The following is an 18,335-nucleotide window of genomic DNA, read 5'->3' on the forward strand; positions in this document are numbered from 1 at the left end:
ATCGCGCGCGGGACCAGCTGGTTGACATCTGATGCGTTCGATCATATCATCTCTCATCATGGCGCGAACCACCGTCGACATCGATGCCCCCATCCTGAAGGACCTCAAGCGCCTGCAGAAGCAGGAAGGAAAACCCCTGGGGCGGCTCATCTCCGATCTCCTCGCGGAGGCCCTGGCCCGTCATCGGGCGGCCAGAAGCCAGCCGGCTCCCTTCCGGTGGGTCTCACGTCCGATGCGCGCCCGCATCGACGTCTCGGACAAGGACGCCCTCTACCTGGCGCTCGAGGACAAGGCGGGAAAGCGCTCGAGGTGAGCTACGCCTTCGATGTCAACGTCCTGCTGTACGCCTCCGACCGGCAGAGTCCGTTTCATCGCCGCGCGGTCGAATTCCTCGGCGACTGCTCGTCTCGGGCCGAAGTGTTCTACGTCGCCTGGCCCACGGCGATGGCATACCTGCGGATCGCGACTCACCCGGCGGTCTTCGAAGCTCCGCTGCCGCCGGAAGAGGCGATGCGGAACATCGAGGCCCTCCTGCGCCTGCCCCACGCGCGCTTCCTGGGCGAAGAAGAGGGATTCTGGGACGCCTATCGCCGGGCGACCGACGGCCTCACCGTGCGGGGAAACCTGGTGCCCGACGCGCACGTGGCGGCGCTTCTATTCCAGCACGGGGTCCGCCGGTTCTACACCCGGGATGCCGACTTCCGGCGATTCGCGTTCCTGGACGTCCGCGACCCCTTCTCATGAGACCGGGTTGTTGAGGAGTCGCCGGCCGTGAAGATCGAGCAGACATTCGTCCTCGAGGCGGCCCCCGACCGCGTGTGGGCCTTCCTGACCGACCCGTATCAGGTCGCGAGCTGCCTGCCGGGCGCCGCGATCACGGAGCGGATCGACGACCGAACCTGGCGGGGCGCCATCACGGTGAAGGTCGGGCCGGTGACCACGAGCTACAAGGGCACGATCCGATTCGAGCGGCTCGACGGCGAGCGGTGGGAAGCCGAGCTACTCGGCCAGGGCCAGGACGTCAAGGGCAGGGGTGGGGCCGAGATGCGGATGCAGAGCCGCCTCCGCCCGACCGACCACGGCACGGAGATCACCGTCGTATCCGAGGTGAGCATCAGCGGATTGCTCGCCCAGCTGGGCCGCGGGATGATCGAGAGCGTGTCGACCCAGATCTTCCGGCAATTCGCAGCCGCCATGCAGCAGAAGCTGGCGACGGCCGCCGGCTCCGGCCAGGCCGACGCCGGGGCCACGCCGGCCGAGCCCAAGCCGTTGAACGTCCTTTCGCTAGGGGCCAAGGCGGTGGGGCAGGCGGTGAAGCGCGCTCTGGGCGGCGAGGCGGAGAACCCGTGAACCCTCTCCCGCCAATGCCCGTTGCTCCGGGTGGTCCCGCCCAGGCTCGCGTCGTGGCCGCCGGGGGAGAGCGATGAGCGGCGACGATCTGCTCGGGCTGGTCTATGACCTGGCCCGGCGGCGCGAGCCCTTCGCCCTGGCCACCGTGGTCCACTGCGAGCGGCCGACGTCGGCCAAGCCGGGAGCCAAGGCGCTCATCCGATCGGATGGTTCGATGACGGGGTGGATCGGCGGAAGCTGCGCCGAGCCCCTCGCCGTCCGCGAGGCCCTCGAGGCGCTCCGGGACGGGCAGCCGCGACTGATCGCGCTCGTCGGCGAGGGCGGCGAGCCGGATCGCCGCGAGGGCGTGCGGGAGTACACCATGAGTTGCCACAGCGGCGGGACCCTGGAGATCTTCATCGAGCCCGTCCTGCCGAAGCCCCAGCTCGTGCTGGTCGGGAGCGGCCCGGTCGTCGAGACCCTGGCCGCCCTCGGCCGGGCCGTGAGCTTCGACGCGGTGGTGGTGGCCGGCCCGGAGGACCTCTGGCCCGTCTCGATCACGGCAGAAACCGCGGTCGTGGTGGCCACCCACGGGCGCTTCGACGAGGATGCGCTGGAGCAGGCCCTCCAGAGTCGGGCGCGCTACGTCAGCCTGGTGGCGAGCCCCAAGCGCGCCCGGGCGCTGGTCGAGACCCTGAGGGGGCGCAGCGTTCCGCTCGAGGCCCTCGAGCGGCTCAAGGCGCCGGCCGGGCTCGATCTCGGCGCCGTCACGCCCGAGGAGATCGCGGTGAGCATCCTGGCCGAGATCGTCCGCGCCCGCCGCGCCTGGGCCGACGCCCGAGCGGAGGCGCCCGTCGAAGAGCCGACCGCGGCCGGCACGGCCCGCGACCCGATCTGCGGGATGACCGTGGCCGTCGCCGGAGCCCCGCCCACCTCGGAGGTCGCGGGCCAGCGGTTCTACTTCTGTGGCGCCGGCTGCAAGGAGCGGTTCGACCGGAACCCGACCCCGTACGCCGTCGGCACGCGCGACTGAGATCCCGCTCCCCCGCCTGCCGAGCCCCTGCGCCCTCGCCTCGTCGAGATCCGATCCCCCCGCGCGTGGCCATGTGCACGTCTGACGCCTCCCGTCCTTCGGCGCCGCCGCGGGGTAGGGGCGTTATAGTGAATGATGAGGACTTGCCATGCCGTCCCCCATCGAAGACTACGCGCTGATCGGCGACTGCCAGACCGCTGCCCTGGTGGCCCGCGACGGCTCGATCGACTGGCTCTGCTTCCCGCGCTTCGACTCGGGCGCCTGCTTTGCCGCGCTGCTGGGGACGCCCGAGCACGGCCGGTGGCTGCTCACTCCGGTGGCCGAGGTCCGCCAGGTCCGACGCCGCTATCGGCCGGGCACGCTCGTGCTCGAGACGGACTACGAGGTCGAGGGTGGCGCCGTGACGCTGGTGGACTGCATGCCGCCCCGCAGTGGGCTGCCCGACGTCGTCCGCATGGTCGTGGGCCGGCGCGGGCAGGTGCCGATGCGGATGCAGCTCGTCATCCGATTCGACTACGGCTCGATCGTGCCCTGGGTCCGCCGGGTCGACCGCGGCATCCGGGCGATCGCCGGTCCGGACACACTCCTCCTCCAGACGCCCGTCGACCTCCGCGGCGAAGATCTGACCACCATTGCCGACTTCACCGTGTCGGAGGGCCAGCGGGTGCCGTTCGCGCTGACGTGGTGCCCCTCTCACGAGGAGCGCCCACCTGAGCGTGATCCGGACCAGTCGGTCCAACAGACCGAGGCGTGGTGGAGGGAGTGGTCTGCCCGCTGCACCTACGAGGGACCGTGGCACGACGCGGTCCTCCGGTCGCTCATCACCCTGAAGGCGCTCACCTACACGCCGACCGGCGGCATCGTGGCGGCCGCCACCACATCGCTCCCGGAATGGCCGGGCGGGGTACGGAACTGGGACTACCGCTTCTGCTGGATCCGGGACGCCACCTTCACCCTCTACGCGCTCATGATGGGCGGCTACACGGACGAGGCGCTGGCGTGGCGGGAGTGGCTCCTTCGCGCGGTGGCCGGGAATCCGACCCAGATCCAGATCATGTACGGACTGGCCGGTGAGCGCCGCCTGACGGAGCTCGAGCTGCCCTGGCTGCCCGGATACGGGGGCGCGAAACCCGTCCGCATCGGCAACGCCGCCCACCGCCAGCTCCAGCTCGACATCTTCGGCGAGGTCTCGGATGCCCTCCACGTGGCCCGCCAGGAGGGACTCCAGGACGACGAGAACGCCTGGCGGGTCCAGCGGCAGCTGCTCGAGTACCTGGAATCGATCTGGAACCAGCCGGACGAGGGCATCTGGGAGGTGCGGGGCCCGCGGCGGCACTTCACCCACTCCAAGGTGATGGCGTGGGTGGCGCTGGACCGCGCCATCAAGGGAGTCGAGCGCTTCGGGCTGCAGGGGGCGGTCGACCGGTGGCGCCGGCTACGCGAGACGATTCACGACGAGGTCTGCCGGAAGGGCTTCGATCCCGCCCGGAACACGTTCGTGCAGTATTACGGCGCGAAAGAGGTCGACGCCAGCCTCCTGATGCTTCCGCTCGTGGGGTTCCTGCCGCCGACCGATCCGCGCGTCCGGGGGACCGTCGAGGCGATCGAGCGCGAGCTGGTACGGGACGGCTTCGTGGCCCGCTATCCGACGATCCCGGAGGTCGATGGGCTCCCGCGGGGTGAGGGGGTGTTCCTGGCCTGCACGTTCTGGCTGGCCGACAACCTCGCCCTCCTCGGCCGCCACCAGGAGGCGCGCGAGTGCCTCGAGCGGCTCCTGGCGTTGCGGAACGACGTGGGGCTCCTCTCCGAGGAATACGATCCCGAGGGGCGGCGCTTCCTGGGCAACTTCCCCCAGGCCTTCTCTCACGTCTCCCTCATCAACACCGCCTGTAATCTCTCCGCCGCCGCCGGCCCGGCCGAGCGGCGACCCCAGAGCTGAGCCGCCAGAGCCTTCAGCGGCCTCCGGCGCAGCTCGGCGCCGAGGCGGCCGTCACGGGAGGCACGCCGCCAGGGGGGTCGGGGCCTCGCCGAGCGCCTCCGCGACAGCGGGATGCGTGAGCTTCCCGCCGCAGACGTTGACGCCGCTCGCCAGGGCCCGGTTCTCGCGCGCCGCCGCCGCCACGCCCTTGTCCGCCAGCTCCATGATGTAGGGCAGCGTCGCGTTGGCCAGGGCGAAGGTGGAGGTGCGCGGGACGAGGGCGGGGAGGTTGGCCACGCCGTAGTGCAGGACGCCGTCCACCCGGTAGACGGGCTCGAGCAGCGTCGTCGGCCGGATGGTGGCGACGCACCCTCCCTGGTCGACGGCGACGTCCACGATCACGGCTCCCTCCTTCATCCGGGCCACCATCGCCTCTGTCACCAGGACCGGCGCTCGGGCCCCCGCGATCAGCACCGCGCCGATGAGCAGGTCCGCCCGTTGGGCGACCTGGGCGATGTTGAAGCTGTTGGACACGATCGTCACCACTTGCCCCCGGAAGAGGTCGTCCACGTAGCGAAGCCGATCCAGATTCACGTCGAGGACCGAAACGTCGGCTCCCAGCCCGACGGCGACCTTGGCGGCGTTGAGGCCGACCGTTCCGGCGCCCAGGACCACGACGTTGCCGCGGGGGACGCCGGGCACGCCGGACAGGAGGATCCCGCGGCCCCCGTGGGCCTTCCCGAGATAGAACGCGCCTTCCTGGACGGCCAGGCGGCCCGCGACCTCGCTCATCGGGGTCAGCAGGGGAAGGCTCCCGTCCGCGCGCTCCACGGTCTCGTAGGCGATGGCCACGATGCGGGCCCGCCGTAGCGCGTCCGCGAGCTCCGGGGCGGGGGCGAGGTGCAGGTACGTGAAGAGGACCTGGCCGGCGCGGAGGCGGGGGTACTCCTCGGCGACGGGCTCCTTGACCTTGACCACGAGCTCGGCGCCCCAGACCTCGGCGGCGTCGCCGAGGGAAGCGCCGACGCCGGCGTAGTCCTCGTCGCGGATGCTGCTGCCGAGGCCCGCCCCTCGCTCGACCACGACGCGGTGCCCGGCCTCGCCCAGCACGCGGGCGCCGGCCGGCGTGAGGGCGACTCGCTGCTCGCCAGGCTTGATCTCGCGCGGCACCCCGACGACCATACCGTTCCCTCCTCACCTGTTCTACTCCTGAGGGGCTCGGAAATCCACGCCGACCGAGGCCGGCGGGCCCCGAGGATTGCGCGCTACGCCGCGATCTGCCAAAATGGCCCCTACCATGGCTGACACACTGCTCGACAAAGTCTGGCGCGCCCACACGGTCCGTGTCCTTCCCTCGGGACAGACCCAGCTCCTCATCGGGCTTCACCTCGTCCACGAGGTGACGAGTCCTCAGGCCTTCCAGATGCTTCGCGAGGCGGGGCTGCGGGTCCGGATGCCCGAGCGGACGTTCGCCACTGTCGACCACATCGTCCCGACCGCCTCCCAGCGCCGCCCCTTCGGCGACACCCTGGCGGAGGAGATGACGGTCCATCTCGTCCGGAACTGCCGGGACTTCGGCATCCCGCTCTTCGATCTCGAGAGCGGTCGGCAGGGGATCGTCCACGTCATCGGCCCGGAGCTCGGACTCACCCAGCCGGGGATGACCATCGCCTGCGGGGACAGCCACACCTCGACCCACGGCGCCATCGGGGCCCTCGCATTCGGCGTCGGCACCAGCCAAGTGCGGGACGTTCTGGCCACCCAGTGCCTGGCGATGACCAAGCCGAAGCTCCGGCAGATCCGGGTCGAGGGAAAACTGGCCCGCGGCGTGTACGCCAAGGACGTCATCCTGACGATCATCCAACGGCTCGGCGTGAAGGGCGGCGTCGGGTATGCCTACGAGTACGCGGGGTCGGCCATCGAGGCGATGTCGATGGAGGAGCGCCTCACGATCTGCAACATGTCGATCGAGGGCGGGGCACGGGCGGGTTATGTCAACCCCGATGCGACGACCTTCGAGTACCTCCGAGGCCGCCCCTTCGCGCCGCCGGGATCCGCGTTCGACCGCGCCGTCGCGTGGTGGCGGAGCATGGCGACGGACCTCGACGCCCACTTCGACGACGTGGTCCGCCTGGATGCCGACGCCATCCAGCCGGTCGTGACGTGGGGGATCAACCCTGGCCAGTCGGTCGGGGTCGGCGAGCTCATTCCCGAGCCGACCCGGGCCCCGGAGTCCGAGCGCGCGACGTGGCGCGAGGCCCTGGCCTTCATGGACATGAGCCCGGGACAGCCCATCGCCGGAACCCGCATCGACGTGGCCTTCATCGGCTCGTGCACCAACGCCCGGCTGTCCGATCTCCGGGCGGCCGCCGAGATCGCGCGCGGCCGGAGGGTGGCCAGAAGGGTGCGCGCGCTGGTGGTGCCCGGGTCCCAAGCGGTCGCCAAGTCGGCCGAGGCCGAGGGGCTCCACGAGATCTTCCAGGCGGCCGGCTTCGAGTGGCGGAAGGCGGGTTGTTCGATGTGCCTCGGCATGAACGAGGACAAGCTCGAGGGGCGCGAGGTGTGCGCGTCCTCGTCGAACCGCAACTTCATCGGGCGGCAGGGGAGCCCGACCGGGCGGACGCTCCTGATGAGCCCCGCGATGGTGGCGGCGGCGGCCATCGCCGGCGCGGTCACCGACGTGCGGGAGATGCTCCGGTGAGCGGTACACCCGTGACCGCGGGCCACATCCGGCGCCAGATCGTCGGTCGCGCGATCCCGCTTCCGGGCAACGATCTCGACACCGACCGGATCATCCCCGCGCGCTACCTGAAGAGCGTGACCTTCGAGGGGCTCGAGCAGCACGTCTTCGGGGATGCCCGCCTCCAGGACCCCGAGCACCCCTTCAACCAGGCGGCCTACGAAGGCGCCGCGATCCTCCTCGCCGGCCTGAACTTCGGCTGCGGGTCTTCGCGCGAGCACGCGCCGGAAGCGCTCCGACGCTGGGGCATTCGCGGGATCGTGGGAGGGTCCTTTGCCGAGATCTTCTTCGGGAATTGCACGGCGCTCGGCATCCCGTGCGTCACCGCCGACATGGCCGACATCGACGGTCTCATGAAGACGGTCGGCCGGGAGCCCGGGCAGGAGATCGTGCTCGATCTGGAGCGCCTGGAGGTCCGCTGTGGCGGGCGAACGATTCCCGTCCGGATGCCCGAGGGGGCCCGGCAGCAGCTCCTCGGCGGCACCTGGGACGCGACCGGCGTCCTCCTGGAGGCCGGCGGCGCGATCGAGCAGGTGGCCGGCCGTCTTCCCTACGTCGCCGGCTTCTGAGTCGACTTTCTGAGCCGGGACGCCACCGGGCTCAGCCGCTCGTCCGCTTCAGTCCTTCGAGCGCGTCGGCATAGCCGGGCCGCAGCGTGAGCGCCTTTTCGAACGCCGCGCGCGCCTCCGTCTTCTGTCCGAGGTTCAGGTGGACCCACCCGACGCCGTTGTAGAGCCCGTACCAGTCGGGCCGGGCCTGAATGGCCTTCTCGAACATGCCGAGCGCCTCGTGGTAGCGCCCCACGTAATAGAGACTCCACGCGACCTTGACGCGGACGGCAGGGAGCTCCGGAGAGGTGTCCGCCGCCTGGCGCTCGAGGCGCTCCAGCGCGCTGCCGAGCGGTCCGAGGGCCTCGTCGTATCGGCCGAGCTCGAACCGGGCGATGCCGAGACCGATGAGCGCGTCGACGTAGCTCGGATTCCGGTAAAGCGCGCTGAGGAACGCCTGGCCGGCGAGATGGAGCCGACCGAGGCGCAGACGGCTCCACCCGAGGCCGTCGTACAGGCCCTCCCACATCGGCTGGCGGCGCAGCGTCGTCTTGAAGACGATGATCGCCGCGCGGTGGTGTCCCAGGAAGTACTCGGACCAGCCGAGCAGGGCCCGGGCGTCGTCGTGATCGGGGTCCAGGCTCACCGCGTTCGCGAGGCGCGCGCGAGCTCCCGAGTAGTCACGGGTCTCGTAGAGCGCCTTGCCCTGCTCGAAGGCCGCCTGAGCCCGGCTGCCACGACGCAATCCCTGGAAGAGCCCCCCCGACGCTTCCTTCGGCGCCACGGGGTCCTCGGGCCGGTCGCTCGCCTCCTCGGCGGCTTCGCGCGCCCGCTCGGCGGCGGCCCGGGTAATGTCGGCGGCGCGCCTGGCGGCCGCGTCGGCTTCGGGCGTAGGACTCTTCGCCGCACGGGCCGCGACGGCTGTCGTCTCGTCGGCCGCCGTCCTGGCCTCCTGGGCGGCATCCATCGCGACCCGGGCCGCGTCGCGGGCCGCCTCGGCGACCGCGCGCGCCGTGGGCTCGCGGGGTGGCCCTGTCGAGCGGGTCGCGTCAGCGGCGGCGCGGGTCGCCGCGCGGGCCGCCTCCTCTGCCGCCCGGGCGGCCGCGTCGGGCTCGAGCTCGCGGGCGCTGATCGCGGGCCGGGCCGAGGGCGAGCGCGGCAGCTCCCGATCGGAGCCCGAGACGGCCGCGACCATGCTGCCATGGCCCTCGGATTCAGCGGCCACGACCCCGGCGCCACGCGCGCTGCTCCCCGACGACGCTCCGGCCGACCCGCCGATGCTGGAGCCGGCGCCTTGTGAGCTGCCGCCGCTCCCTATGCTCCCGGAACCGATGCCGGACCCAGAGCCGGCGCTCCCGCCGCCACCCGAGTTGGATCCGCCGCCGGAACCGCCACCGCCTTGCCCGCCATCCCCCTTGCCGGCATCGCCCTTCCCGGCGTCGCCCTTCCCGCCGTCACCTTTCCCGCCGTCGCCTTTCCCGCCGTCGCCTTTCCCCCCGCCGGCGTCACCCTTGCCGTCACCTTTTCCGCCGCCGCCGTCGCCTTTTCCCCCGCCGCCGTCACCCTTTCCGCCATCGCCCTTCCCGCCGCCATCCCCGCCGCCCGCGGCCAGTGCCGAATCAGCACCGAACGGGACGTGCAGATCGGCAACGGTGCCGAAATAGACCGCAACCGAAAGCACCAGAACGACATTCAGCCAGGGTCGGCTCGACGACATGCGGCGCCCTCCTTCCCAAGTCTCGCTCGGACTCTCCGTCACGACCGCGAACGGACGAGACCGTGGCGCAGTTATGGCGAGGAGCAAGCCAGATGCCGCCTAGGGTCCGGGCCCGCGCGCGTCAGGCCGTTGTCTTGCATGAGCGTATGGGGCGTGGCTACTCCCGAATTCGAAGGCATCGCGCGGCATTGTTTCAACCTGGACACCAGGCGGCGCCCCGGACGGCGCAGCGGAGGGCGTTCGCTATGACGACGAGGTCGACCAGATGATACGGTTCATTCCTCCGGCTCGGGAAGAGGGGAGCCGGGAGGTCGTTTCTCGCTGGTCGCGGGTCGGCGCGGCAGTCATCATGGCCGGTTTCGCGGCCTTCGCCATCGCCTGGCTCGCGTCCACGCCGCAACCGGCACGTCGAGTCGGGCAGGACCCGGCGGCGCTGCCGGCGGGCTCGTCGCAGAACAAGCTCTCGGCTCCTCGCGCGCAGGAGGCGGCTACCGTCTCCACCGGGGGAAAGGCCCGCCCGGCTGCGCCAGTGGCCGAGTCGGGGCAAGCGGAGACACGCCCTGCGCCACCCGTGACGCAGTCGCCGCCGGCTCGGGCGCGGGCCGCGGCCGACCCGGCTGCGCGCCCGGCTGTGACGGCACGCGCCCAGACACGCGGGCGGCCGTCCGAGGACCCGGAGGCCCGGCGCGCACCGCTGGCATCAGCGCCGGCCGCTCCGCCGACCCGGACGCCGGAGGGCAGCGGGAACGCCTCCTCCGCTGAGGCACCGGTCACCCCGGCGGCTGCGGTGGGCAGCGCCTCGTCGCCGAGGGACGGGCACACGTCCGAGGATGCGGTGGCTTCGGTCGATGGCGCGCCCGCTCCGGTCATGCCGGCGCCACCGTTGCCGGCATTGCAGGGGCAGGGGAGGGCGCCAGGTCAGGTGACCGCGCCGACCGTGGACCAGACTGGAGCCGAGCAGCGCGCGGCTGAACAGCGTGAGGCGGAGCGGCGGGCCGCGGCCGAGCGCCAGGCGGCCGAGCAGCGCGCGGCCGAGCAGCAGGAGGCGGAGCGGCGGGCCGCGGCCGAGCGCCAGGCGGCCGAGCGACGGACGGCCGAGCAGCGCACGGCCGGGCGTCCCACGGCGGAGGAGGGGGAGGGAACCGCGGCACGGTCCACTCCCAAGCAGATCCGCGGCGCGCCACCGGCCGGCTCGCCCAGCGGCGCCTCGGTGCTTCGAACGGGCCAGGAGTCCCCGGGGATGCCTAGGGCAGGGGGTCGGCGATCAGGGTGGTTGCCGTGATCCGCTGGACGCGGACCGCGACGAGTTCCCCGAGGTAGGCGTCCGGGCCGTCGCACACGGCGTTCACGTGCCCCCGGGTGTGACCGGCGAGCTGGCCGCGCCGGTTCCGCTCCTCGATCAGCACCTCGACCTCGCGCCCCACCCATCTCTCGAGCTTGCGGCGGGAAATCTCCGTCTGGAGCCCGAGGAGCTCTCGGTGGCGCGCCTCCTTCACCGTCCGCGGGACGTCGTCCGGGCCCCGGGCCGCCTCGGTGCCCGGCCGCGGTGAGTACTTGAAGATGAACGCGCTGTCGTACTCGACCCGGGCCATCAGCGCCCGCGTCGCCTCGAAGTCTTCGTCGGTCTCGCCGGGAAAGCCGACGATGATGTCGGTGGAGAGCGCGACCCCGGGAACCACCTCGCGCAGGCAGCCCACCTTGGCCAGGTAGGACTCCACGGTGTACCCTCGGCGCATCGCCTTGAGCACCGGGTTCGAGCCAGACTGCACGGGCAGGTGCAGGAACTCGCAGACCGACCGGCACTCGGCCATCGCGTGGAAGAGCTCCTCATGCGCATCGAACGGGTGGCTCGTCGTGAACTTCACGCGGTCGATCGATGTCCTGGCGTCGATCTGCCGGAGGAGGACGGTGAAATCGATCAGCCGTGGCCGCTCGCCGTCCGGATCCGCCACGCCCGGGTCGGCGGGTTCCCGCTCGCCGGCCAGCGCGAGCAGTCGGCGCCGCATCCCCGGGCCCTGGTATCCCGAGCCATCCGGGAAGCGCTTGCCGTACGAGTTCACGTTCTGTCCGAGAAGGGTGACCTGCTTGTACCCGGTGCGAGCGAGCTGCTGCACCTCCTCGAGGATCTCCGGCAGCGAACGCGAGACCTCCTGGCCTCGGGTCGTCGGCACGATGCAGTAGGCGCACTTCTTGTCGCAGCCCTCCATGATCGTGACAAACGCGGTGGCGCCGCCCCGGCGGAAGTCCCCCGGTGGCCGCATGTCGAGAGGCCGGACCTTCCGGTCGATGGCCATGACCTGGGCGCCGCCCACCGCCGCCGGCCCGGGGCGCTGCCGCTTCTCGGCGACCCGGGCCAGGAGATCGGGCAGATCGTAGATCTCGGCCGGGCCGGCCACGAGGTCGACCTGGGGGAGCCGCCGGAAGATCTCCTCGCGCTGAGCTTTCGCCATGCAGCCGAGGATCCCGAGCACGAGGTCGGGCCTCGTCTGCTTGAGCCGCTGCATCGCGCCCATCTTCCCGAAGGCGCGCTCCTCGGCATGCTCCCGCACCGAGCAGGTATTGAGGAGGATCACGTCGGCGTCGTCCTCGCGCTCGGCGAGCGCATAGCCCTGCGCCGTCAGCAGGCCGAGGATCTCCTCGGAATCCCGCTCGTTCATCTGGCAGCCGTAGGTCTGGAGGTAGACGTGCTTCGGCATCGCGTACTGGAATTGTAGCACCGGCCGCAGGTCTCAGAGGGGGCCGCAGAGGCCCCCTCCGAACAGGGTGTCGGAGTAACCCGGCAGCTCGCCCCGAGCGCGGGGATGCGTCGAGCGCCGCTCCGAGCGGCGGCTGTGCCGCCGCAACCTCTCCCGGGGGGGTGGGTGTGGGAGGGGGCCGTCGAGGCCCCCTCCCAGGGCTTAGCCCGTCGCCTCGGCGCGCCGCAAGCGCGCCTCCTCGGCGTGCGGATCCCAGTCGGTCGTCCGCGCCGCGCCCACCGCCGCCATCCGGCCGAGGAGGCGCTCGTGGAGGCGCTGGGTCGTCGCAGTCCGGCAGCCGTTCCGCTCGGCCAGCACGGGGTCGAGCGCCGCCCGCGCTCCTTCGATGTCGGGCGCCCCGTCGCGGGTCTGATCGATGAGACGGCGGTAGATCCGCGTCAGCTCCGCGATGAGGGGGGCGGGATACTCGCGTCCCTGGATCTTCAGCGTCGTCACCCCGAGCGCGAGGTAGCGGGGGACGTCCTCGAGCAAGTGGTAGATCTCGTTGTTGGACCGTTCCAGGTAGGTCAGGACCTTGGCCGGGAACCTCTCGGCGATCTGGGGGACGTGGTTGCCCAGACAGGGCCGGTAGCAGACACCACCCTTGTCGGGGTTCCCGACCAGCCTGACTCGACGGCTCCCGTCCGAGTCCTGCACGACCTGCTCCTCGAAGTAAGGGGCGAAGTAGTCGAAGAGCTTGCAGCCCCCGACCCCGGTCACGCAGCGGTTCGAGTGGATCAGGAGCTCGACGCCGATTCCGACCTCGTCCGCGGTGTGCTTGAGCGCGGCGATGCGCTCGTAGGTGTTCAGGGCGGTGGAGGCGACGAACTGGGTGGCGCCGGCGGCCCGGGCCTGCTCCATCGACGCTCGATCGCGGATGTTGCACGCGACGCTGGCGTGAATGGTGATCTCGGGAAACCGGGCGTGGATCTGGCGCATGGCGTCGTGAGAGCGCACGATGAAGCCGTCGACGCCCCGTTCGGCATAGCCCTCCACCTTCCGCAGCATGTCGGCGTGGTCGGCCGGGTCGATGTCCGTGTTGAGGGCCACCCGCAGCCGGGTGCCGTGGTCATGGGCCAGCTCGAGCGCCGCCAGCACGTCATGGTGGGCCAGCTCGTAGGCCGGGTCCCGTCGACTCCAGCCCAGGGGGCCGACGTAGACGGAGTCGGCGCCCGCCCGCACGGCCGCTCGGACCATTTCCAGGGACCCGCCCGGCGACAATAGCTCGGTCATAAGGCTCTCCATCCTGGTGGGGGGTTCAGGCGCTCAGGTATTGCATCCCGCTCTTGCCGAAGTAGAAGCCGTTACAGAACCCGAGTCGGGCGTGGGCGCGCAGCGTGCGCCACCAGGCGGGCTCGATGGCGTACTCTCCGGCCAGTGCCCGCGTGAGGGCCTCGCGATAGACGGCGGCGACTCCCTGGCGATAGGCCGGGCTCTCCGACGCCGCCTCGATCCGGAAGTGGCGATGGCCCCGGCTCACGAGCCGCGGGAGGTGCTCCAGCATGCAGACGTCCCGCCCGCTCAGGATCCCCTTGCCCACGGACTTCAGGCCCCAGTCCTCTCTCCGCAGGAAGACGTCTTGCTGGCAGAGATCCGGGCACCGGGCATCCCATTTCGCCTCGTAGTCGAGCAAGAAGCAGAACTCCGAGACGCCGAGCGGCATCTTGCCATGGACCAGGAGCTCGGCGGACAGGCCCGTATCGCGCGCGATCTCGTCGGTCTCGTCGAGCGTCAGCTCGTGGCTCGGCGTGATTCGGCGCACGCCGAACGCCTTGAGCACTTCGACCCCGGCATCCGTGTACACGTTGCCGAAGCTGCCCACGTGGATCGCCAGGCCGGGGAAGGCGTCGTGGACCAGCTTGAGGAGACCGAGGCTGTGGACCTCGACGGCCTCGACGCCCTCGGCTGCCGCGACCTCCAGCGCCCGGCGGAGGGCGGCCAGGCCGTCGGTTCGCGGCGCCGCGTAGGTCGTGAGGTACGGACGCTTCCCCCGGTCGCGGACGAACCGGATCGCGTCCTGCAGCTCGACGGGCCGCTCCAGGAGGTTCCCCTCGTAGGCGCGGCAGTAGATGTTCCCGAGATAGACGGCGTCGTAGGGCGCGAGGTCGGACGCGGCGAGATGCCGGAGGTTCGAGACGGAGGTGTTGAGCTCGAAGGTCGCCGTCACGTGACCAGCATCCCTACCGGCCCACCACGGTCCATGAGGGCGGCAGGCCGAGGCTCGGCTGTTCGGGTGCCGGCTCACCGGCCTGAGCGGCGTCGAGCGCGCGGCGGTAGCGTCCGACCAGCGGCCCCAGCCGCTCGGGAGGCAGGCTCCGGCCCTGGAGCTTCAGGACGCCGACGCCGGCCGCCACGTAGCCGGCGACCTCCGGCAGTCGCGCGAGCTGCCGGCTCGGGAACATCTGGGTCTCGCGCCGCCCGGCGCCGTCCTCCAGCACCCACGGCTGCTGGCAGATCCGGAAGCAGGCGCCCACGCCGCCTCGCTTCATGCTGCCGGTCTGCCGCGTGGCCTCGGGGAGGCCACCGGGCATCGCCGTCGGCCTGAGGTGGACGTAGCTCGGCATCGAGCACTTCCCGAGGAGCACGAACTCTTCGACCATGTGCAGCATGATCTCGATGGTGACGCCGCCCACCGCCACGCAGGCAGCGGCCTCGTCGGAGTCGAGGGTCCCGGGCAGCACCACGGCGGCGGCGCCGATCTCCGCGAGGAAGGCGACGTCGGCCGCCGTCTGGGCTCCGCACCCGATGCTGGCCGTGAGGGCGAGCTCCGGAAAGCGCCGGCGCAGGGTGTCGAGGATCCCGATGTCGTTGACGATGAGCGTGCGGACCCCCATCCGGGCGACGCGCGGGATCTCGGCCAGCAGGGCCGCCCGCTCGCGGGGCTTCGGGATCGTGTTCAGCGCGACCTGGATCTCGGCGCCACGGGTCGCGGCCAGGCGGACCGCACCGGCCAGCTCGTCCCAGTCGAGCTCTCCCCGGGCGCCGCCGCGGCTCCAGCCTTTGAGGCCGACGTAGACGGCGTCCGCGCCCGCCTCGAGCGTGGCGTTCAGGGCTTCGGGGCTACCGGCAGGCGCCAGCAGGATGGCCATCCTGCCCGCCAGACTCGGGGAAAGGCCGCGAGAAGTCAAGAGGGACTGGCTGCCCCGGGGACGGCCTGCCGCGCCCGCGGCCGCGGGTCAGCGAGACGGGCGCGGCCGCCCGGCGCCCCCTGACACGCGGACTCCGGCCCGAGCCGATTCGACCGCCGGCAGGATCGGACGGCGCCGATGCCAGTCCGTGACCTGCTGGTAGGCGTGGGCCACGGCGAAGAGCGTGCCTTCCCCCCAGGCGCGCCCGGCGAGCTGAAGCCCGATCGGAAGGCCCCCGGGGTCGAAGCCGCACGGGATGGTGAGCGCCGGCAGCCCCACCAGATTGAAGGGGGCCATGTAGTTCCGCTTCGACAAGGGCTCGAGGAGCTTTCCACCCGCGTCCATCCGCGGGGCGGGCTGATCGCGGCCCGGCAGGGCGAGAAGGTCGACCCGCCGGAAGAGCGGCCCCAGCGCCGTGCGCAGGCGTCCGGCGGCTCGCAGCGCGTCGACGTAGTCGGGCGCCGGGGTGGCCGCGCCCGCCTCGAGGCGCTCGCGGACCTGGGGGATCAGGTCGGCGGCGCGCTCCGCGAGCACCGCGCGGTATTCGGCCGCAGCCTCGCACCGGACGAGGACGTGGCTGGCGTCGGCGGCGGCCGGCCACTCGGGAATCGCCACGTCGACCTGAACGAGACCGAGTCCCCGCAGACCGTCGAGCGCCGCCTCCACCGCCCGGGCGATGTCGGCGGGCAGCGCGTCCCAGAAATAGGGGCGCGGCACGCCGACCCGGAGCCCGCGGACCGGCCGGCCGAGCTCGGCCATGTAGGCGGGCACCGCCACCTCGGCCGACGTCGGATCGGCCGGATCGTAGCCGGCGATGGCGCCGAGGAGCAGCGCCGCGTCCTCGGCCGAGCGGGCCATGGGCCCGACGTGGTCGAGCGACGTGGCCAGGGGGATCACGCCGCGCAGCGGCACCCGGCCATACGTGGGCTTGAGCCCGGTGACTCCCGACCAGTGGGCCGGGCCGCGGATCGAGCCCCCGGTGTCGCTGCCGATCGCGCCGGGGACGAGCCCGGCCGCCAGGGCCGCCGCCGCCCCCATGCTCGACCCGCCGGTGAAACGATCGAGGTCCCACGGGTTGCGGGAGGGCCCGTAGTGATACTCGTTGAGCGGACCGTAGGCGAACTCGGGCGTGTTCGTCTTCCCGAAGACGATGGCCCCCGCCGCCCGGAGTCGCGCGACCACGCTCGCGTCCTCGGCGGGGACGGAGTCGGCGAGCACCTTCGAGCCCCCGGTCGTCCGCTCGCCGGCCGTCCGGCAGAGATCCTTGACGGCGATCGGCACCCCGTGGAGCGGACCCCGGCTTCGCCCCGCTGTCAGCTCCTGCTCCACGGCTCGCGCCTCCGCCAGGATACGGTCGGGGGCGAGCGTGATGAAGGCGTTGAGACGCGGCTCGAGAGCCTCGCAGCGCGCCAGGAGCGCGCGGCACAGCTCGACGGGCGAGAGCTCCCTCCGGTTGAGGCGCGGCCCGAGGTCCGCGATGCCGAGGTAGGGGAGGTCCATCAGATGCACCGGCCGCCGTCGATCTCGACGCAGGTGCCGGTGAGCATGGCGGCATCATCGGAGACCAGGAACAGGGCGGTCCGGGCGATGTCCTCCGGCGTGTTGAGACGCCCGAGGGGAATCGTCGCGACGTAGCGCGCGCGGCCTTCGTCGTCGATGGCCTGCTTGCCCATGAAGGTCGGCAGCATCGGGGTGTCGGTCGCCACCGGCGCGACGGCCAGGACCCGGATGCCGAAGGGCGCCAGCTCGAGGGCCAGACTCTTGGTCAGGGTGATCACCGCCCCCTTGGAGGCCGAGTAGCACTGGACCCGCGGGCGCGGCCGGACGGCGGAGGTCGACGCCGTGATGAGGATGACCCCGCTCCGCTGCCGCTTCATGATCGGCGCCGCGTACTTGGCGGCGAGGAAGACGCCCTTGACGTTGACCGCCATGATCCGGTCGAACGTGGCCTCGTCCACGTTCTCCACGCTGGTAGGCCACTGCGGCACCCCGGCGTTGGCGTAGACGATGTCGAGCCGCCCCCATCGGGCGACCGCCTGATTGACGGCCGCCTCGGTGTCGGCGGCCCGGGAGACGTCGGCCCTGATCGCCAGAGCCTGGCCTCCCCCGCCCTCGATCTCCTGGGCCGCGTCCTTGGCGGCGTCGTCGCGGAGATCCACCACGGCGACCCTGGCGCCCTCGCGAGCGAAGAGCAGGGCGGAGGCGCGCCCGATACCCGAGCCGGCACCGGTCACGATCGCGACCTTGTCCTTGAGCTTCATCCCGCCACCCCTCTCGCGCACGGCCATCGCCCGTGCGCTCACAGCTCGATCAGGTCGCCCTCCGCCGCCGCCACGCACTGGAGCGACGACCGCTGGGCGGCGATGAGCCGCCGCGCCTTGTCGACCATGTCCGACACGATCGCGTCCGAATGCATCGGATCGTGATGGAAGAGCGCCAGCGACTTGACCCTGGCCTTCAGCGCGACGCCCACCGTCGTGCTCAGCGACGAGTGCCCCCACCCGACGCGCCCGCGGTACTCCTCGTCGGTATACTGCGCCTCGCCGATGTAGAGGTCGGCCGCCGCCGTGAACTTCACGAGCTCCTCATCGAGCACCTGCCCGTACTCCCAGCCCTCCTCGCCCCGCTGGCCGACATACGGCAAGGTCGAGCGGTAGGGCTCGTGATCGGTGGCGTAGACGAGCGACTTGCCGGCCCGTGTCACCCGGTAGCCGAGGTTCATGCCCGGATGGTTCAGGTACATGGCGGATACCGTCGTGTCGCCGATGTGGAAGTCGGCGCCGCGGAACTCGTGCAGGTGGATCGAAGACTCCAGGTCGCCGAACGCCACCGGGAAGTAGTCGGGATCCATCTGGCCGCGGAGGAGTTTCTCCAGGGAGCGGCCCTGCCCGGGGGACCCGTACACGTGAAGCGTCGTGGTGGCCTCGTAGGCCGGCATGAAGAAGGGGAATCCCTGAATGTGGTCCCAGTGGGTGTGGCTGATGAACAGGTGGAGCGTCAGGGGGTTGCCGAGGAATTCCCGCAGGAGGGTGAGGCCGAGCTCCCGGACGCCGGTGCCGGCGTCGAAGATCAGAATGTTCTCCCCGCACCGCACCTCGACGCACGAGGTGTTGCCCCCGTATCGGGCGGTGGCCGGGCCCGGGGTCGCGATGGAGCCGCGCGTGCCCCAGAAGGTGGCCCTCATGGC

General features: G+C 71.7%; 16 protein-coding genes. 7 read left to right on the top strand and 9 right to left on the bottom strand.

The features are described from left to right. Nucleotides 1-58 precede the first annotated feature (58 nt). From VGW35_12870 to VGW35_12890, 5 genes are all read left to right on the top strand, one after another. The gene (locus VGW35_12870) at nucleotides 59-313 is read left to right on the top strand and encodes an antitoxin (GenBank protein ID HEV8308547.1); all 255 of its coding nucleotides are present in this window, start codon (nucleotides 59-61) and stop codon (nucleotides 311-313) included. After that, nucleotides 310-744 carry a type II toxin-antitoxin system VapC family toxin gene (locus VGW35_12875; protein ID HEV8308548.1) on the top strand — a complete coding sequence of 145 codons (435 nt, stop codon included), beginning with the start codon at nucleotides 310-312 and terminating at the stop codon, nucleotides 742-744. The genes VGW35_12870 and VGW35_12875 overlap by 4 nt, the downstream gene beginning before the upstream one ends. Nucleotides 745-771: 27 nt before the next feature. Next, nucleotides 772-1,350, top strand: a complete 579-nt coding sequence (locus VGW35_12880; GenBank protein ID HEV8308549.1) for an SRPBCC family protein — start codon at nucleotides 772-774, stop codon at nucleotides 1,348-1,350. Nucleotides 1,351-1,423: 73 nt separating this feature from the next. Beyond that, nucleotides 1,424-2,362: an XdhC family protein gene (locus VGW35_12885; protein ID HEV8308550.1), complete on the top strand. Its 939-nt coding sequence runs from the start codon at nucleotides 1,424-1,426 to the stop codon at nucleotides 2,360-2,362. Nucleotides 2,363-2,510: 148 nt separating this feature from the next. Next, on the top strand, nucleotides 2,511-4,301 hold the full coding sequence (locus VGW35_12890) for a glycoside hydrolase family 15 protein (GenBank protein HEV8308551.1): 1,791 nt from the start codon (nucleotides 2,511-2,513) through the stop codon (nucleotides 4,299-4,301). Nucleotides 4,302-4,352: 51 nt separating this feature from the next. Here the strand turns inward: VGW35_12890 and ald are convergent, their stop codons facing one another. After that, nucleotides 4,353-5,462 (bottom strand): alanine dehydrogenase, encoded by a 1,110-nt coding sequence (ald, locus tag VGW35_12895; protein HEV8308552.1) that lies wholly within the window; start codon nucleotides 5,460-5,462, stop codon nucleotides 4,353-4,355. 115 nt (nucleotides 5,463-5,577) lie between these two features. Here ald and leuC point away from each other — a divergent pair, with 115 nt between their 5' ends. After that, entirely contained in the window at nucleotides 5,578-6,981 is a 1,404-nt protein-coding gene (gene leuC, locus VGW35_12900; GenBank protein ID HEV8308553.1) for a 3-isopropylmalate dehydratase large subunit, read from the top strand. Then, nucleotides 6,978-7,589 carry a 3-isopropylmalate dehydratase small subunit gene (leuD, locus tag VGW35_12905; protein HEV8308554.1) on the top strand — a complete coding sequence of 204 codons (612 nt, stop codon included), beginning with the start codon at nucleotides 6,978-6,980 and terminating at the stop codon, nucleotides 7,587-7,589. Before leuC ends, leuD begins: the two co-directional genes overlap by 4 nt. Before the next feature lie 31 nt (nucleotides 7,590-7,620). Here leuD and VGW35_12910 read toward each other — a convergent pair whose 3' ends face one another. From VGW35_12910 to VGW35_12945, 8 genes are all read right to left on the bottom strand, one after another. After that, nucleotides 7,621-8,793 (bottom strand): tetratricopeptide repeat protein, encoded by a 1,173-nt coding sequence (locus tag VGW35_12910; GenBank protein HEV8308555.1) that lies wholly within the window; start codon nucleotides 8,791-8,793, stop codon nucleotides 7,621-7,623. 1,736 nt (nucleotides 8,794-10,529) lie between these two features. Next, nucleotides 10,530-12,002, bottom strand: coding sequence for a radical SAM protein (locus VGW35_12915; GenBank protein HEV8308556.1), 1,473 nt, complete (start codon nucleotides 12,000-12,002; stop codon nucleotides 10,530-10,532). Nucleotides 12,003-12,182: 180 nt separating this feature from the next. Further along, nucleotides 12,183-13,253 carry a U32 family peptidase gene (locus VGW35_12920; protein HEV8308557.1) on the bottom strand — a complete coding sequence of 357 codons (1,071 nt, stop codon included), beginning with the start codon at nucleotides 13,251-13,253 and terminating at the stop codon, nucleotides 12,183-12,185. A gap of 25 nt (nucleotides 13,254-13,278) precedes the next feature. Continuing rightward, nucleotides 13,279-14,187: a peptidase U32 family protein gene (locus VGW35_12925; GenBank protein HEV8308558.1), complete on the bottom strand. Its 909-nt coding sequence runs from the start codon at nucleotides 14,185-14,187 to the stop codon at nucleotides 13,279-13,281. Between the two features lie 13 nt (nucleotides 14,188-14,200). Beyond that, nucleotides 14,201-15,109 (bottom strand): peptidase U32 family protein, encoded by a 909-nt coding sequence (locus tag VGW35_12930; GenBank protein HEV8308559.1) that lies wholly within the window; start codon nucleotides 15,107-15,109, stop codon nucleotides 14,201-14,203. Between the two features lie 87 nt (nucleotides 15,110-15,196). Next, nucleotides 15,197-16,648 carry an amidase gene (locus VGW35_12935; GenBank protein ID HEV8308560.1) on the bottom strand — a complete coding sequence of 484 codons (1,452 nt, stop codon included), beginning with the start codon at nucleotides 16,646-16,648 and terminating at the stop codon, nucleotides 15,197-15,199. Continuing rightward, on the bottom strand, nucleotides 16,648-17,451 hold the full coding sequence (locus VGW35_12940; GenBank protein HEV8308561.1) for an SDR family oxidoreductase: 804 nt from the start codon (nucleotides 17,449-17,451) through the stop codon (nucleotides 16,648-16,650). Before VGW35_12940 ends, VGW35_12935 begins: the two co-directional genes overlap by 1 nt. Further along, nucleotides 17,448-18,332: an MBL fold metallo-hydrolase gene (locus VGW35_12945; protein HEV8308562.1), complete on the bottom strand. Its 885-nt coding sequence runs from the start codon at nucleotides 18,330-18,332 to the stop codon at nucleotides 17,448-17,450. The genes VGW35_12940 and VGW35_12945 overlap by 4 nt, the downstream gene beginning before the upstream one ends. Nucleotides 18,333-18,335: the final 3 nt, after the last annotated feature.

This window comes from Candidatus Methylomirabilota bacterium, assembly GCA_036005065.1.
GTDB lineage: Bacteria > Methylomirabilota > Methylomirabilia > Rokubacteriales > DASRDR01 > DASYQW01.

What these genes read in the sequence shown, in the direction of transcription:
- VGW35_12885 (HEV8308550.1), top strand. Translation starts at nt 1,424, where the DNA reads ATGAGCGGCGACGATCTGCTCGGGCTGGTCTATGACCTGGCCCGGCGG.
- VGW35_12945 (HEV8308562.1), bottom strand. Translation starts at nt 18,332, where the DNA reads ATGAGGGCCACCTTCTGGGGCACGCGCGGCTCCATCGCGACCCCGGGC.
- VGW35_12935 (HEV8308560.1), bottom strand. Translation starts at nt 16,648, where the DNA reads ATGGACCTCCCCTACCTCGGCATCGCGGACCTCGGGCCGCGCCTCAAC.
- leuC (HEV8308553.1), top strand. Translation starts at nt 5,578, where the DNA reads ATGGCTGACACACTGCTCGACAAAGTCTGGCGCGCCCACACGGTCCGT.
- VGW35_12890 (HEV8308551.1), top strand. Translation starts at nt 2,511, where the DNA reads ATGCCGTCCCCCATCGAAGACTACGCGCTGATCGGCGACTGCCAGACC.
- VGW35_12920 (HEV8308557.1), bottom strand. Translation starts at nt 13,253, where the DNA reads ATGACCGAGCTATTGTCGCCGGGCGGGTCCCTGGAAATGGTCCGAGCG.
- ald (HEV8308552.1), bottom strand. Translation starts at nt 5,462, where the DNA reads ATGGTCGTCGGGGTGCCGCGCGAGATCAAGCCTGGCGAGCAGCGAGTC.
- VGW35_12930 (HEV8308559.1), bottom strand. Translation starts at nt 15,109, where the DNA reads ATGGCCATCCTGCTGGCGCCTGCCGGTAGCCCCGAAGCCCTGAACGCC.
- VGW35_12870 (HEV8308547.1), top strand. Translation starts at nt 59, where the DNA reads ATGGCGCGAACCACCGTCGACATCGATGCCCCCATCCTGAAGGACCTC.